Source organism: Paenibacillus sp. FSL R7-0340 (genome assembly GCF_038002205.1).
GTDB lineage: Bacteria > Bacillota > Bacilli > Paenibacillales > Paenibacillaceae > Paenibacillus > Paenibacillus polymyxa_B.
Map to the genome: position 1 here is coordinate 784788 of NZ_JBBOBY010000001.1, position 17680 is coordinate 802467.

A 17680-nucleotide genomic window follows, 5' to 3' on the forward strand; every position below is an offset into this window, starting at 1 on the left:
AACTAATGTAAATACCACACCGAACAGGAGGTTTATTGATGTGAAATGGAAACAATTGGAGGAATGCATCGAAGAAAAGCGGAAGGAACTAAATGATTTGGCGAATGAGGTGGGATTGAAGGATCGGCGGGTGTTAATCAAGTCCATGGAGTTGGATCGACTCCTTAATAAATACAGTGACTGGAAATATAGCTATCGCAGACAACAGAGCATACCCCAAAGTTCACAAATACAAGAGAAGCAACACGAGCTTGTCCTATCTTATTAATCTTCAAGTATCATGACAAGATAAAACCTAACTTCACCAGGGCTTCTAATACATAGTGGGATATAGAATAAACAAAATAATCTCTATTGCATCTCGTACGCCGCTCTTATACATGTTGTTCGTACGGTTTATTGTTCTGCGTCTACATCAGAGCGGAAGCCATGTATTAATGATGAATATGTATCAAAAAAACCTCCCGATTCACGTTATTGCGTGACTCAGGAGGTTTTTGGGTTTTACTGTTGAAGCTGGCGTAGTACGGTGATTTCGACACGGCGGTTTTTTTGTCGTCCAGCTTCGGTGCTATTGTCACCAACCGGCCGGGTATCTGCATAACCCGCATACTGAAATCCTGAGGGTGAAAGTTGCTCTCTGTCGAGAAAGAATCGGAGTACAGATAGTGCCCGTGCGCCGGAAAGCTCCCAGTTATCCTTATACGTCGATGAGTTCGAGGAGCGCGTAAACGGAATGTTGTCCGTATGGCCCTCAATGCTAATTGGTGTTTTCAAATCTCGAAACAGACTGGCCAACTTGGATAGCGTGTTGGCAGAGCCTTGTTTGAGTGCAGCTCTACCTTGATCGAATAAAAAGCGGTCATTCAGCGTAATGACAATACCACGCGGCTGATCTGACACAAAAATCTGGTTTTCCAGTTTGTTATCAGTAATATATTCTTGAATGACACCCATTAAATTTTGCAGCTCTTTTTCCTGCGTGCGAAATGCTTGTTCACGTTCGGTGAGCTTTGTCGATCCAGCTTCCTTTTTATCGGCTGCCGGTTGCTTGGTCGTGGGTGGATTCTTGCTGGTGTAACGATCAGCAGTACCTGTAATGCCCGAGCCTTGCTCCAAAATAGAATCTCCTTTGTGGAACGTATCCTGGAGGGATTGAACAACGACATCGTATTTTTTAGCATCCAGACTACTCATGGCATACATCACAACGAAAAATATGAGCAGCAGGGTGATCAGATCGGCATAGGTAATCATCCAGCGGTCACGATGGTCTCCGCCGCCTCCTTGACCCCCACGGCGCTTACCGCGCGCTCTCATGGAAGTCCTCCTTTGGAGAAGCGTCCTCTGTGCGTGAGCGACGAGGCGGTTTGTGATCTATATTTTGCTCTGAGCGGATAAAGAACTCCAACTTTTTGCGTACAAGCTTTGGATTCTCTCCGTTTTGAATAGCCAGAATACCTTGCAGCAGCAAATCCATTGTGATAATTTCACTCTCACTGGCTGCTCTTATTTTGGATGCGATGGGCAGGAAGATCAGGTTGGCGCTAGCAACGCCGTATAGTGTTGCGATAAAAGCAACAGCAATAGACGGACCAAGCGCAGTAGGCTCGGTCAGGCTGCCCAGTACATGGATCAGGCCCATGACAGTACCGATAATTCCCATCGTAGGGGCATAACCGCCTGCGGATTCAAATATTTTGGCGTACCCTTCATGTTTGTGTTCAATGGCATCTAACTCAAGCTCTAAAATCTGTTTGATCTGCTCCTGCTCGGTGCCGTCGATGACCAACTGAAGACCTTCACGCAAAAATGCATTCGGATGCTCTGATGAAGTACGCTCTAGCGCAAGCACACCGGATCGGCGTGAGGTGGCCGCCATGGAAACCAAATCTTCTATATATTGCTTCGTAGGATTGTCCTCACGGCTAAATGCCATCCGTAGAGCGGTGGGGATCGTCTTCAGCTTGGAAGCTGGGTAGCTGATCACAACTGCGGCGAAAGTTCCCCCAAATACAATTAGAGCCGATGTACCTTGAAGCAGCCCTGTAAATTCGCCGCCTTCCCATAAGAAGCCACCGATTAATGCTATGATTCCGGCGATGATGCCCAATACGATGGTGATATCCAAAATTTAATTCACTCCTATTCAAGACTTATCGTTTGCATCCACGGTAAGAAAGAGGTATAATACGGGAACAAACATTCTTATCCAACCATATTTCCCAAGTATCATTGCTCGGGAAATATCGACATAGAGTTACAGGTAAAGACGTTAAAGCTCGACTGGTGTAAAATCATGATGTTTCCATTTTAGACGATAAGGGTGATGCAGGGCAATGAGTGATATCGTTGTTAGCGATAAGACTTTTGAAATTCAGTCGGAATTCCAACCTCAAGGCGATCAACCTCAGGCCATTTTTGAATTGGTAGAGGGAATTGCAGAAGGAAAGAAGCATCAAACGCTATTGGGTGCTACGGGAACAGGTAAGACGTTTACCATCGCACAGACCATTGCCAAGTTGAATCGGCCTACGCTGGTTATTGCACATAATAAGACTTTGGCTGCTCAACTGGCGAGTGAGTTTAAAGAGTTCTTTCCGAATAACTCAGTCGATTATTTTGTCAGCTACTATGATTACTATCAACCGGAAGCATACATTCCGTCTTCCGATACGTATATTGAGAAGGATTCCAGCATCAATGAGGAGATTGATAAACTTCGCCACTCAGCGACAAGCTCTCTGTTTGAGCGTCGTGACGTTATTATTGTAGCGAGTGTCTCCTGCATTTATGGTTTGGGTTCCCCGAAAGAATATTCAAGCTTGCTGCTTTCGCTTAGAGTCGGCATGGAGAAACCCCGCAATCAGATTTTGTCCCGCTTGGTCGATATTCAATATCAGCGGAACGATATCAACTTCGTGCGGGGTACTTTCCGTGTACGGGGGGATGTTGTCGAGATATTCCCGGCTTCCCAAGGGGAACACGCTATACGTGTAGAACTGTTCGGGGATGAAATTGAACGAATTACCGAGATTAATGTGCTTACGGGTGAATTGATCGGTGAACGTGATCATATTGCCATTTTCCCGGCATCTCACTTCGTTACTCATGAGGATACGATGAAGGTAGCATTGGTCAACATTGAACGTGAGCTTGAAGAGCGGTTAGCGGAGTTGAAGGAGCAAGGGAAGCTGTTAGAGGCGCAACGTTTGGAACAACGTACCCGCTATGATATCGAGATGATGAAAGAGGTTGGCTTTTGTTCCGGTGTCGAGAATTATTCAGGTCCACTGACATTCCGCGAGCGAGGAGCAACACCATATACGCTGATGGATTATTTCCCGGATGATATGCTGATCGTCATTGACGAGTCCCATGTTACGTTGCCGCAGATTCGTGCCATGTATAACGGTGACCAAGCACGTAAGAATGTACTGGTAGAACATGGTTTTCGTTTGCCATCTGCATTGGATAATCGTCCGTTGAAGTTTGAAGAGTTCGAGGACAAGGTAAGTCAAATCGTCTATGTATCGGCTACTCCAGGACCCTATGAGATGGAGAAATGCGAAACGATGGTACAGCAGATTATCCGTCCTACCGGGCTTCTTGATCCGATTATTGAGGTGCGTCCGAGCAAGGGGCAGATTGACGATCTCATTAATGAGATACGGCTTCGCATGGAACGTGAGGAACGGGTACTGGTGACCACACTTACGAAGAAGATGTCTGAAGATTTGACTGACTATTTAAAAGAAGTGGGCATCAAGGTTCGGTATATGCACTCCGAGATTAAGACGTTGGAGCGGATGGCTATTTTGCGGGATCTTCGTCTAGGGACCTTCGACGTGCTAATTGGGATCAACCTGTTGCGGGAAGGTCTTGATTTGCCGGAAGTATCGCTGGTTGCAATTTTGGATGCGGACAAAGAAGGCTTCCTGCGTTCTGAGCGCTCTCTGATTCAGACGATCGGACGGGCAGCACGGAACAGTGACGGTCGTGTTATTATGTACGGCGATAAAATTACCGATTCTATGGATAAAGCGCTAAAGGAAACGGAACGTCGTCGTGCGATTCAAATTCAGTATAATGAAGAACATGGGATTACCCCGCAAACCATCCGTAAAAAGATTCGTGATGTTATTGAAGCAACCAAGGTGGCAGAGTCAAAGAATGATTACCTTCCTAATGAGACGGGTAAACTTTCCAAGAAGGAGCGTCAATCACTCATTCAGCGTCTGGAAGCAGAGATGAAAGACGCCGCTAAGAACCTACAGTTCGAGCGGGCAGCCGAGCTGCGTGATGCTTTGCTGGAGTTGCGAGCTGATTAAACATTGAGAATAAGCTAGAAGCAAAACATATGAAAATAAAATGTTTGATTGCTTTGCTTTTAAAAATAGTGAGGGCGGCCTATGTGGTCGTTCTCTTTGCGATATATCACTTCCATGGGATAATCCAATGCGATATAGCATGACGTGAACTACGGCTAAGGAGATGAAACATTTGGCGAATGAAAGCATCATCATCAAAGGCGCACGCGCGCATAATCTCAAAAATATTGACGTGACGATTCCACGGGACAAGTTCGTCGTCCTGACAGGGCTTAGCGGCTCAGGTAAATCGTCACTGGCTTTCGATACGATCTATGCGGAAGGGCAACGGCGGTATGTGGAATCTTTGTCTGCGTATGCCCGTCAATTCCTCGGGCAAATGGAGAAACCAGACGTTGATTCGATTGACGGTCTGTCTCCTGCCATTTCCATTGACCAAAAAACGACAAGTCGGAATCCGCGTTCTACCGTCGGAACGGTTACCGAAATCTATGACTACCTGCGGTTGTTGTTTGCTCGGGTGGGTCATCCTCATTGTCCTGAACATGGCATTGAAATCACTTCACAGACCGTTGAACAGATGGTGGACCGCATTTTGCAGTATCCTGAAAAGACAAGACTTCAGATTCTGGCTCCATTGGTATCCGGCCGCAAAGGTGAACATAAAACACTGTTCACGGATATAGCCAAGCAGGGCTTTGTACGGGTACGTGTGAATGGAGAACTACGTGAATTGTCTGAGAAGATTGAGCTGGAAAAGAATAAGAAGCACTCGATTGAAGTGGTCGTAGACCGCATCGTAGTCAAGGAAGATGTGCGTGCGCGTCTATCCGACTCTATTGAGACGGCACTAAATCTTTCAGGTGGGCAGTTGCTTGTAGACATTATGGGGCAAGAGGAGTTGCGGTTCAGCTCCAACTTTGCATGCCCTATTTGTGGATTCAGCATAGATGAACTGTCTCCAAGAATGTTTTCCTTTAATAGTCCGTTCGGCGCTTGTCCGGATTGTGATGGGTTAGGAGTTAAAATGGTGGTTGACCCTGATTTGCTCATTCCCGATCCTGAAAAAAGTGTCGAGGATGGGGCTTTTCAGGCTTGGAGTGGTGGAACTTCCACTTATTATCCTCAATTTTTACAGTCAGTATGCGAGCACTACGGTATTCCACAGGACATTCCTGTTAGTCAATTGACGACAGAACAAATGAACCTCATTTTACATGGAACGGGTGAGCAGAAGATCCGTTTCCGCTATGAGAATGATTTTGGTCAACGTAAGGAAGCCTATGTGACCTTTGAGGGGATTATCCCCAATCTGGAGCGTCGTTATCGTGATACGGCTTCTGAGGGTATACGTGAATTTATTGAAGGCTTTATGAGTGCAAAGCCATGTAACACTTGTAAGGGACACCGACTGAAAAAAGAAAGCCTGTCGGTAACCATTCAAGAGCGTAATATAGCTTTTGTGACAGCTTTGTCTATCGGTGAAGCCTCAAACTTTTTCCATACACTGGAGCTGAGTGAGAAGGAGAAGTCGATTGCCAATCTCATTTTAAAAGAAATTAACAGCCGCCTGGGATTCCTCGTTAACGTTGGTCTGGAATACCTGACTTTAAGCCGTGCAGCAGGCACGTTGTCAGGCGGTGAGGCACAGCGTATCCGACTGGCGACACAGATCGGGTCCAGTCTGATGGGTGTGCTTTATATTTTGGACGAGCCTAGTATCGGATTGCATCAGCGAGATAATGACCGTCTGATTAGTGCTTTGGAGCATATGCGGAATCTTGGCAATACGTTGATTGTGGTGGAGCATGACGAAGATACGATGATGGCGGCGGACTATATCATTGATATCGGGCCAGGAGCTGGAATCCATGGTGGGATGATCATGTCGCAGGGGACCCCGCAGGAAGTCATGGAAGACCCGAATTCCTTAACCGGGCAGTATTTGAGCGGACGCAAGTTCATTCCGGTCAATACCGAGCGACGTAAGCCTGCTGATAAATGGCTGGAGATTCGCGGAGCCAAGGAGAACAATCTCAAAAATGTGAATGTCAAAATTCCGTTGGGTGTTTTCTCAGCTGTTACTGGTGTATCTGGTTCTGGAAAATCGACGCTGGTCAATGAAATTTTGTACAAAACGTTGGCGCGTGATCTGAACCGTGCGAGAGTACGTCCAGGGCAGCATAAAGAAATTCGCGGACTAGAACATATCGAAAAGGTTGTTGAGATCGATCAATCGCCAATTGGTCGTACACCGCGTTCCAATCCTGCAACGTATACTGGTGTATTTGATGATATCCGTGACTTATTCTCGCAGACGAACGAGGCCAAAGTACGAGGCTACAAGAAAGGCCGCTTTAGCTTTAACGTTAAGGGAGGTCGTTGTGAAGCTTGTAGAGGCGATGGCATCATCAAGATTGAGATGCATTTTCTGCCGGATGTGTATGTTCCATGCGAAGTGTGTAAAGGCAAGCGTTATAACCGGGAGACCCTAGAGGTTAAATACAAAGGGAAAAGTATTGCCGATGTGCTGGAGATGACGGTAGAGGATGCAACGGAGTTTTTTGTAAATATTCCGAAGATTCATCGCAAGATCCAGACACTGATGGATGTAGGTTTGGGGTATATCAAGCTGGGTCAGCCTGCGACTACCTTGTCTGGCGGTGAAGCACAGCGTGTGAAGCTAGCCTCCGAATTGTATCGTCGCAGTACGGGCAAAACCATTTATATTTTGGACGAGCCGACAACCGGCCTGCATGTTCACGATATTGACCGATTATTGACGGTGCTGCATCGTTTGGTTGATTCAGGAGAGACGGTGCTGGTCATTGAGCATAATCTAGATGTGATTAAAACAGCCGATTATCTAATTGATTTGGGACCGGAAGGCGGAAGTGGCGGTGGAACGATCTTGGCTACCGGGACACCGGAGCAGCTCGTGAAAGTCGAAGAATCCTATACAGGTCGATACTTAAAGCCGATCCTTGAACGGGATACAGAGCGTAGTCAAGCGCTTCAGACAGTCGATCTATAGATACCGTTTAGCATAGTTTTAAAACCCCTGCACAGGCAGGAAGGCAGAATACGAACTAGTGTATTGTTGCCTTCGTCTTGGCAGGGTTTTATTTTTTTTGTAAAAAAAGAAAACTTTTATCAAATTCCTGCGTTAAAGCATGTGACACATAGTTTACCAAGCGCTGGAATAATAAGTATATACGTATATTCATCGACAGAAAGTCTCTGAGTGGTCTCTAAATTTTGGAGTTTTGGATGTTTAGGCTCGGGCTTGAAGAGGTAAATATATAACTCATGATTATATAGCATCATACGAAGTTCCGTGCCCGCGTGACAACCATTACAAGTTGAAGCGAAACCGTCTGTAGTTTTATCACATCTAAGAGGTTCATACAACATCTCTGAGGAAGTCATGAAGGGAGCTGGAACGCTTGAAGGTTAAGCAAAGTAGAGTTTTACGTACACGTGTGTATACATGGGCAGCAGGAGCTGCTTTGGCGGCATGTTTGATGGGATATAGTGCTGCACCGTCCTATGCCTCCGAGGTGTCCGAGGCGTTTGCGCCCAAACAAGCCGAAATCGAAACAAGTGCGGCAATTGGTAGTATTAAGGATTTAGGAAACGCTCACAATTACATTCAACCCGCAGCGAATGGTGGGTTCTTTATGCTGAACGTCGAGGACGATACAGAAGCAAGTGTAGTACACGTCACATATGGCAAGCTGGACAGTTCTGTGGAGGCTGTATGGAAACATCAACAGGATCTGAACGTACAACCCGGAACAAGCAGCAGTGGAGTCCAGCGGGAGACGCCGGATGGGGGATTGCTGTTTCTGATTGATTATACAAAACCGAACGGAATACGAGATGTGCAGGCTTCACGATTGGACGAGGATGGAAACACCTTGTGGTCCAAAACATTACCCACAGATGGCTTGATATCTCATGGACAGGATTCGCAGGTTGGTTTGGAGCCACTGGAGGATGGCAGTTTCCTGGTCTCCTATCTAAACCTTGCGGAGCAGTCCTTCACTGTACTCAAATACACTGAAACTGGCGATATACAATGGAATCGAACGACGGCCGGAGTGACCTCGGGTTGGCTCGTCGGCAGTCACAATGGATATTATGCGCTTTTGAACAGCTCAGATGGTCCCGTTGGGGTACAAGCAGATGTATATGGTCGCGATATCCGTGACATCCATCTGGACTTAGGATCAGGTAAAGAAATTGCCGCAGTACGTGAGTTGCCGAGTGGTCATATTGCTGTAACAGGGCTTAAAGGAAACAGCAAGCGTACACAGGTGCTAAGTAATGGTCTGCAATTATTTAGTAATACAGAGGACTATGCGGCTGATCGGGTGTATCTGCCTGAGGAGCAGTTGTATGTCCAGTTCAGTGATCAATATGATCCACTGGGTAAAACCACGAAGATGCATGGCATCACCATTACAGGCTTGAAAGGAAACGGTACGAAGGTGTGGGAAACGAGGACTCATTATAAGGAGGATAATTCCTTCGGCATCCGGTATGATACGGGATTGATATATAAGATACCTTCAGGCTACGCGGTGGTGACATCTACAACAGGCGCTCATAAGCCAACAGTACTCGATTTTGCGAAAATATTGATACCGGAGTAATCCGGTGTCTTTTTTTATGAAAGTGAGGGAAACAATATTGCGGGGCTCCATGAGGATAAGAAACAGCCTGCTTGTATATGTCATACAAGCAGGCTGTTAATAGACTCTATATTTAGGATGCAACGTGGCTGGACTGTAAAATAGCAGACAGCTTTTCCTGAAAAGTCGGAATCCCTACACGCTGTACATATGCGTAAAAGCTTTCGCCAGCGCTCCTGTTTTCTTTGTAGAACAGAATGAGCTCTGCCAGTACAGGTCCAACCTGATCCCCGCGTACGCGACCTTTGAGCGCTTTGTTAAACTGGGCGCCTGCTCCAAGCGCTCCGCCGACAGCGATGTCGAACGCGTCGACCAAGCCTTCCGGTGTCTTTATGAGCGAGCCTTGCAGACCAATGTCCGCAATATGCTTTTGACCGCAGGAATTCGGGCAACCGATAAAATGAATGCGCACCTTTTCATCCAATTGCACGTGCTGATCCAAATACTCGGCGACGTCAACCGCCCGTTTTTTGGTTTCCACAATCGCCAGATTGCAAAACTCATTTCCTGTGCACGATACCGTACGGCTCATAAAATGCTTGGGCTGTGGTGTCAGGCGTTGCAGCACGGGGGCTTCCAGTAGTTCATCCACTTGCTCATTCGGCACGCCGCTCAGCAAAATATTTTGCGACATCGTGGTACGAATCTGCCCATCGCCATAGCGGTCAGCCAGTTCGGCCAGTTCATGCAACTCGTCAGCACTAAGGCGACCGACAGGCACGTTCAGACCGACATAGTTCAGACCTTTTTGAGCTTGAGGATGCACACCGTCAAAATAGGCGGCTTGCCAGCCAATCGTTTTGTCCTCGCCTCGTCCGGGCATTTCACCGATGTGCTCGGTGAGCTTAGCCAGAAATTTGTCCGGGCCCCAATCGGCAACCAGGAACTTCAAGCGGGCATGATGCCGTTTTTCCCGATAGCCGTAATCACGGAAAATGGTGGTGACAGCAATAGCAACCTTTAGAACTTCCTCAGGACGAACAAACAAATCCAGAGACTGTGCCATATGCGGCTTGGCGGACAAACCTCCACCAACCATCACATGGAAGCCGACCACTTCTTTTCCATCGAGGATCTTGGTGGCCGGAGTGAAGGACAGGTCGTTAATTTCAGCCTGTGCATTGTTGTACGTATTACCGGAGATAGACATTTTGTACTTACGCGGCAGATTGGAGAAGTCTCGGTTTAATAAGAAAAAACGATTTACTTCATCTACAATCTCCTGGGTATCCACCAATTCATTGGGATCGATGCCAGCCAGCGGATTACCGACAATGGTACGCGGGCAGTCTCCACAGGCTTCAAAGGAATACAAATTGACTTTTTCCAGCCTTTCGAAAATATCGGGCAAGCTTTCGACCGTCAACCAGTGAAATTGAATCGCTTGGCGAGTGGTGACATCCACAAGACCGCGTCCGTATAGCGCGGATATGTCCGCCAATGCATGTGCCTGTGCTGAAGTCATGATCCCTGTGTTGATGCGGACCCGCATCATGAAATGACCATCTTTGGGCTTTTGCTGATATACCCCAGCCCATTTGAAACGGTCCATATCGTCCGCAGAGATCGAGTCATAGCCTTCGTTGGCATAGTTTTCGATAATGGTACGGATAACGTCGAGACCGTCCTTTTCCAGTTTGACCAACTCGAATTTGTTAAGCTTATCGGGATGAGCGTTCCAGATTGGTTCGTAGGCCATTCTTTTAACCTCCTTCAAGTGTTTATTTATACTTTAGTGTTTTGGATAGAGGACTCATGATTTTATTCTTTATTTCCGACAATAAAACTAAGATATAATGTGATGGTATCATAGTTGGTTATGCTCGTAAACGAAGGAATGACCTAATTGGTATAACGATTATTTATCGTTTTTGCTTATTTTTTTGATATAAGGATTTGGAAAATTTATAATATAAATAGCATGAGAGGACAGGGATGTAGCAAACGGAGCCTTTTAGAAAAAGATAGGGCTTAAAGCGATTGTATACGTGTCCCCTCTATGGTAGATTTGGACTAACTGATAGAACAGGGTCATGTAAGAGAGGAAATGGTGAGTATATGCGTAAGATGGGGAAAAGGGCAGTTGTTCTGGCTTTGGGCAGCGCTCTATGTGTTTCTGGAACGGCAGGTGCAGCTAGCAGTGGAACTGCGTTAAAGGCCAAAGTCATTAATGGTGGGGTCTATGTTAACGTAAGCGATATGAATAAAGCATTAGGAACCAGCGGCGCATATAACAGCGCAACTGGTACATATACGTTATCGGCCGATCGTGTGCCGCAGGTTGTTAAAAATGTATCTCCTTCTGTGGTCGGTATCATTGGCCGTTCAGCCACGGGAGAGACCGTAGCGGGAGGAGATCGCTACAATCTGGCTCACGGCACGGGTGTCATCATTCGTACAGATGGATGGATTGTGACGAATGCGCATGTTATCGAAGGATTAGGTGATGCCGTGGTTGTAACCTCGGACGGAAAATCTTACGGAATCACCGACAGCTACAGCGATCCGATCAGTGATTTGGCATTAGTCAAAATCAAGGCAAGCGGCCTCAAACCCGCTACCTTGGCAGCTTCAACGAACAGTCTACAGGTAGGTGAGCAGGTAGTGGCTATTGGTACGCCTATATCCTTTTCACTTCGCAATTCGGCAACCTCGGGTGTTGTTAGCGGGCTGAACCGCGGTGTCAATGCTGCTTATCGTTTGATCCAAAGCGATACCGCGATCAATCCTGGTAACAGCGGCGGTCCACTGGTCAATCTCAAGGGTGAGGTTATCGGGATCAATACGATGAAATTCTCGGCGGTCGGTATTGAAAATATGGGCTTTTCGATTCCGTCGGATACAGTGAAATATGTCATCGGCCAATTTTTCAAATACGGAGAGGTTCGGCGCGCCAGTCTTGGTCTAGGGCTGGAAGAGAGCTGGTCAGCTATCGTCGGATTACCTACCGAGGATCCTTTGAAAGTTACGAAAATTACTTCAGCCAATGCCGTTCAGGCCAAAATCAAGGAAGGCGATGAGCTGTATAGTATTAACGGTAAGCGTGTAGCTTCGGCCATTGACGTCAATGAGCTACTTAAAAACTATCAACCGGGTCAAACGGTGAATGTGCTTATGCAGTCGGACGGTGATATTGTGAAGCGCAAGCTGGTACTGACACAGGATAATGGTGAAATCTATGAGTCCATTCAGTCTGGAGAAGATGGTGAAGATTCGAACGGTTCGGAAGCCGCTGAAGATGGTGGCATAGCGCTTTCTAAGGAAACATCGGAGCCAGCTCAAGGGGCAACTACTGGAAAGTGACAATAACGGCTCTTGAATCTATAAAATAAAGCTAAAGGGAGATTTACTGTGAAGCATATTCAAAGAAAAATGATGCGTAAGCTGGGGGTCGGCGCTGTCGCATTGTCCCTTCTGCTTTCTGCTTTGCCAGCAGTTGCAGCAGATCAAGATAAAAACATGCTGGAATTGCGGTTGCAAAGCGGTAGCAATACAGCCATCGTAAACGGCCAAAATGCAAATATCACGAAGCCCTATTCCAAAAGTGGTGCACTGATGGTTCCGGCTGGTGTGTTTAAAAAGGCATTTAACAGCAAAATTCGATTGGCTGAAGATAATGTGGTTAAAATCACCAGCGGAACTCATGTTGTATCGCTGACCATTGGTAGCCGTACAGCATGGGTGAGAGGTCACAAGGTAACACTTCCAGCTCCACCGGAAATGTCAGCAGGTATCCTCATGGTGCCTCTGCGTCAAGTAGCAGAAGGGCTTGGCGGTAAGTTGGAGAAGAAAGGTGCCGGAATCATTATTCGGATGGAAGCACAAGAAGAGGCGGGCACGGTAGCTGAAGAGACACCGAACATTGATAATGATGAGGGCAAGACGCAGATCGGGAACAGTTACTATGACTGGTCTATGAACTATCCAACAGGGCTCGTCATCGGTCAGGGAGGTGGAGATGAGAGTATCTCCACTTTTATGGATGAGAACAGTGCCTACTATATGGAGGTGCACACAGCGTCACAGCCGGTTCCACTGAATGCGGACGATCTGTTGCAACAATTAGTGCAGGCAGCCAAGGAAACGGGAGAAACTGTGATCGATCGAAAATCCTTCCCGAAAGCGAAGGTACCTTATGCTCGTGTCATTACGAAGGATGGGGACGGCGTATTGTGGGAAAATCGTCAGTACTATGACAACGGACGATTGTATGTAGTTTATTTTTCCGATGCTAAAGCAACGAATTATAAAGATCTGGCCCAGTATGCAGGACTTTTAAATTCCTTCAAGACCTCCTTTAATGCGCAGGATAAAAGTATTAAAGACTTGTCTACTGTTGTAGGAGGCACACGCGAGGCCGGGAATCCAGACTACGGTGTGTCACTCAGCATACCCGCAGGCTGGAAAATGGACGATCAACGGATGCAATATGAAAGTAATGATGGATCGAGCTTCCGCGTGAAAATAACCTCAGCTCCAGCGGATGGAAAGTTGGAGAACTGGGGCCAGCAGCTGCAAAAATGGCTGAGCGATTCCTTTGTGTCCACGGCTTATGAGGCACAGAAGACGTATCCGCTGGCGGTTGCAGGCGTTCAAGGGTTAGTACAGGAGTACCGTTATAATTTTGGCGATGGTTGGGTCAAGGAGTACAATGTGCTGATTCAGCAAAATGGATACCGCTATTTGGCTGAATACGCAGTTCCTGAAAAAGTAAGCAAAGGAAATGATCAGTTCAACGCGCTCATTTCCTCGCTTCAAATCGATTTTCAAACCGTAGCGAGTAACTTTGGACAGTTGGAAGAAGACGACTATTTGACGGATAAAACGAAAACGGTCAAAAAGACTTCAAAAGCCTATGAATATACGGTGAATATCCCACGATATTGGACCGCGATTAGCGATCAATTTGAATTGGGCGATGTAGAGTACCAGTTTACTGGAGGACGTTTTTCCGTCAAAATCGACAACGACCAATCATTTGAACTAACGGTATCCCAGCTCAAGGACTTCTACGATAAGCAAGCAAAGAACTATAAAAACCTCAAAGTTGAGGAAGTTAAGGACGTAACGTTTGCTGGTGTTCCGGCAGTGTCCTTTACATTCCATCGTACAGAGGAAGGCATTGGCTACACAGGCCACCAATTGGTTTTGGAACGTGATGGAAAAACGTATACTGTGACAACGACATTGAATGATGCGAACAACACGGCTGTACAGTCTAACGCACTGGATTCGACGTTAAATTCGTTTAATTTTGTGAAGTAGAAGGTGTAAGTAAAAGATTGGCAAGGTATGGTGGGAAGAGGCTACGCGTGCCATTTGATCCTACGATCGCTGTTGACCCGGGATTCTTGGATTGTATAAGTGATTTAATATGTAAGAATCCCAGGTCAAAGGCGAACGCTGACGCTTCTTCGGATTCAAATGGCCCGCTTCGCTGGCGCCCGCCATAAGATTTCCAATCTTTTTAAAGAGTGAGGTAAGCAGGGAAGAGCGAAGGCAGCTATTTACGGTACTTAGACCTGCGAACGCCTTTTCTTGGATTCATGGCTAGTACGCTGGTATCACGACAAGGATGCCTTTTTCTAAAAGGCTTAGGCCTACTAGCGCGTCTAAGTTGCCTAGTCTTCATCCCCTTTGGCTTCTTGCTGGATAGCACTGTTTACTATGTTGTTCCTCTTGTTTTATATGATTCTTCACCTCCAAAGTACCGTTTGACGGGAATGGGGGTGTTTTTTATGTTTTAGTAAGAGATTTTTACGAGGAATCGCTTGGAAAGTGTAGAAGCTTGGGGCGCAGTCTGGTACACTAGATTAGTTACAAGATAAGAATGATTATGCCGCAAATGTTCGTGATGCGGATTTTTTGAGTTGGATGCCATTTATCCCTCGAGCTAGTGGTTCAGAGTGGGGATGATCGGATAGGATGATAATTCATAGGGCTATAAAATAAGCAGCATCGCTGCTCTGGAAAATAACGTTTAGCTCAAGGTTAATCAGTTATTTCTCCATATAGGGAGGACAAAGATGAAATCAGTAGTACGAAGAGAAGATGTTGAGCTTCTGGCACCAGCTGGTGACTGGGATTGTATGCGTGCGGCGGTGGCAAACGGGGCTGATGCGATCTTTTTCGGGGTGGAAAAGTTCAACGCACGGGCACGGGCGAATAATTTCCGCATGGAGGAACTGCCTGAAATTATGGCGTTTTTGCATAGCTATGGGGTTAAAGGTTTTTTAACATTCAATATATTGGTATTTGAAAACGAGTTGGAGGACGCTAAGGAGCTGGTCGATGCCTGTATTGATGCTGGAGTCGATGCCTTAATTGTCCAGGATATGGGCTTGGTGAAAATGATCCGCGACATTTCACCGGATTTTCCGATCCATGGTTCTACCCAAATGACGATTACCTCGCCGGAAGCGGTAGAGTTTACAAAGCCGTACAATATGGAACGGGTCGTGCTTGGACGCGAAAACAACCTGAAACAGATCCAAAAAATAGGCGATCAGGCGAGACTTCCAATGGAGGTATTCGTACATGGAGCATTATGCGTATCTTATTCTGGCCAATGCCTGACTTCAGAAATGTGGGGCGGCCGCTCTGCTAACCGTGGTGAGTGTGCACAGGCATGTCGTTTGCCTTACGATCTGATGGTGGATGGAGAGCAGAAACCAATGGCGGATGTGACGTATCTACTGTCACCTAAGGATCTAGCAGCGATTGACTTGATGCCTGAACTGATCGACGCGGGTGTTGTTTCTTTTAAGATTGAAGGACGACTGAAAACACCTGAATATGTGGCAAATGTGGTCAGCAAGTACCGCAAGGCCATTGATAAGTATTTTGATGGCGATACGTCCAAAACAAGCAAAGAAGATATCCGCGAGCTGCAGCAGAGCTTTTCACGCGGCTTTACGCACGGTTTCCTCGAAGGAACCAATAACAAGAAGCTGGTTGACGGTACGTTCCCGAAAAGCCGGGGGGTGTATCTGGGCCGAGTGGAACAAATCCTTCGTGATGGCGTAGTTTGCCGTATTGATGCACCGCTCAAGCGTGGCGATGGTATTGTATTCGATGCGGGAGATCCCACGCAAAAAGAAGAAGGCGGACGCGTATACGATATCCGTCGCAAGGGCGTGAAGATTGAAGGCGAAGCCGGAGAAGGCTGGATCATTGACATCGTAGCGGGACGCAACGATGTGGATCTGCGCCGTGTACACGTGGGCGACCGCATTTGGAAGACCAACGACCCGGCGCTGGACAAGCGTCTGCGCCAGTCATATGACACGGACAAGCCGTACCGTGTCTTCCCGGTACATGTGCGGGTCAGCGGCTCCCCGGGGCAACCGCTGTCGACGTGGTGGACCGACGTGCAGAAGGGCACAACGGTCCGCGTGGACTCCGAGCTGGAACTGGAGATTGCCCAGAAGCGTCCGATGACGCACGAACTGCTCGAAGAGCAGTTTGGACGACTGGGCGGAACGGTGTTCCAGCTGGAAGAGCTGGACGTCCATCTGCATGGGGACGTCATCGTGCCGATGCGCGAGCTGAACGGTATCCGCCGTCAGGCGGTGGAACTGCTCGCGGGCGAGCGCCCCAAACCGCCCGTGTACACGAAGCGGACGGTCGAGGTGTATGACGATGCATCGACTCCGGCATCGTCTGTGGCACGCGGTCAGGCAGAGCTGACCGCGCTGTGCCGCAGCCTCCCTCAGGTGGAGGCTGCGCTTGAGGCCGGCGTGGAATTCATTTACGCCGATTTCGAGTTCATCAAGCAATTCCCGGCAGCCGTAGAGGCTGTGCATGCTGTAGGCCGCCGAATTGCACTAGCGACCCCGCGTATCCACATGCCGGGTGAAAATGGCTACCACAACAACATCCTGCGCCTGAAGCCGGATGCTGTGTTGGTACGCAATCCAGGGGCACTCTATTTCTACTTGCGACATCGGTTGGAGAACCCGGACGCACATCACCCGCAATTGATTGGTGACTTCTCGCTGAACATAGCCAACCATAAAGCGGCTGATCTGTTCCTGGATTCCGGCTGCGACTTGGTTACGCCTTCGTACGATCTGAACATTCAGCAAATGGTCGATATGCTCAGACGTACGCGTACCGATAAGCTGGAGATTGTGATCCAGCAGCATATGCCAATGTTCCATACTGAACATTGCGTATACTGTACCTTTATGAGTGAAGGCACCGACTACACTAACTGTGGACGTCCGTGTGAGGACCATCGCGCATCCCTGCGTGATCGAATTGGTATGTCTCATCCGGTCCGTGTGGACGAAGGCTGCCGCAACACGGTATACAACGCGATTGAGCAATCCGGCGCGGAATACCTGTCCAACTTCCTGGAGCTGGGCGTGTCCCGTTACCGCGTGGAATTTTTGGAGGAGACACCGGAGCAAGTGCATGAAGTTATTGATCTCTATAACCGTGCCCTGCGCGGAGAAATCAGCGGAACACAAGTATGGAAGACGCTTAAAGCAACGAATCAGTTGGGTGTTACACGTGGGCAGCTGGTGAAGTAAAAGGATGCTATAGGTTATCACAGTTATTTATTTTGATATTTGAACGTAGAAAAAGAAAAAATAGGGTATGTGCGTTGAGAGCACATACCCTATTTTTATCAATAAGTTCATCTGA

The 17680-nt window shown here is 47.4% G+C and carries 10 protein-coding genes; 7 read left to right on the forward strand and 3 right to left on the reverse strand.

What is annotated here, in order from left to right; translation table 11 throughout:
• Positions 1–40: 40 nt before the first annotated feature.
• Positions 41–268 carry an aspartyl-phosphate phosphatase Spo0E family protein gene (locus MKX59_RS03445; RefSeq protein WP_023990607.1) on the forward strand — a complete coding sequence of 76 codons (228 nt, stop codon included), beginning with the start codon at positions 41–43 and terminating at the stop codon, positions 266–268.
• A gap of 236 nt (positions 269–504) precedes the next feature.
• Here the strand turns inward: MKX59_RS03445 and MKX59_RS03450 are convergent, their stop codons facing one another.
• Positions 505–1320, reverse strand: coding sequence for a flagellar motor protein MotB (locus MKX59_RS03450; protein ID WP_013312222.1), 816 nt, complete (start codon positions 1318–1320; stop codon positions 505–507).
• Positions 1304–2131 carry a flagellar motor protein gene (locus MKX59_RS03455; protein WP_028542113.1) on the reverse strand — a complete coding sequence of 276 codons (828 nt, stop codon included), beginning with the start codon at positions 2129–2131 and terminating at the stop codon, positions 1304–1306. The genes MKX59_RS03450 and MKX59_RS03455 overlap by 17 nt, the downstream gene beginning before the upstream one ends.
• A 208-nt stretch (positions 2132–2339) precedes the next feature.
• Here MKX59_RS03455 and uvrB point away from each other — a divergent pair, with 208 nt between their 5' ends.
• From uvrB to MKX59_RS03470, 3 genes are all read left to right on the forward strand, one after another.
• Entirely contained in the window at positions 2340–4331 is a 1992-nt protein-coding gene (uvrB, locus tag MKX59_RS03460; RefSeq protein ID WP_023990604.1) for an excinuclease ABC subunit UvrB, read from the forward strand.
• Positions 4332–4503: 172 nt separating this feature from the next.
• A complete protein-coding gene (gene uvrA / locus MKX59_RS03465; protein ID WP_023990603.1) occupies positions 4504–7365 on the forward strand; it encodes an excinuclease ABC subunit UvrA in 2862 nt (953 codons plus the stop codon).
• A 412-nt stretch (positions 7366–7777) separates the two neighbouring features.
• Positions 7778–8989 (forward strand): hypothetical protein, encoded by a 1212-nt coding sequence (locus MKX59_RS03470; RefSeq protein WP_076156374.1) that lies wholly within the window; start codon positions 7778–7780, stop codon positions 8987–8989.
• A gap of 112 nt (positions 8990–9101) precedes the next feature.
• Here the strand turns inward: MKX59_RS03470 and MKX59_RS03475 are convergent, their stop codons facing one another.
• Positions 9102–10727 (reverse strand): nitrite/sulfite reductase, encoded by a 1626-nt coding sequence (locus tag MKX59_RS03475; RefSeq protein WP_076156371.1) that lies wholly within the window; start codon positions 10725–10727, stop codon positions 9102–9104.
• Positions 10728–11086: 359 nt separating this feature from the next.
• On the opposite strand from MKX59_RS03475, the gene MKX59_RS03480 reads away from it, so the two are divergent.
• The 3 genes from MKX59_RS03480 (at position 11087) to MKX59_RS03490 (ending at position 17565) form a co-directional block, all read left to right on the forward strand.
• Positions 11087–12331, forward strand: a complete 1245-nt coding sequence (locus MKX59_RS03480; RefSeq protein ID WP_076156367.1) for a S1C family serine protease — start codon at positions 11087–11089, stop codon at positions 12329–12331.
• 48 nt (positions 12332–12379) lie between these two features.
• Complete coding sequence (locus MKX59_RS03485; protein WP_028542110.1) at positions 12380–14293, forward strand: stalk domain-containing protein; 1914 nt, start codon at positions 12380–12382, stop codon at positions 14291–14293.
• A 761-nt stretch (positions 14294–15054) separates the two neighbouring features.
• Complete coding sequence (locus MKX59_RS03490) at positions 15055–17565, forward strand: U32 family peptidase (protein WP_076294074.1); 2511 nt, start codon at positions 15055–15057, stop codon at positions 17563–17565.
• Positions 17566–17680: the final 115 nt, after the last annotated feature.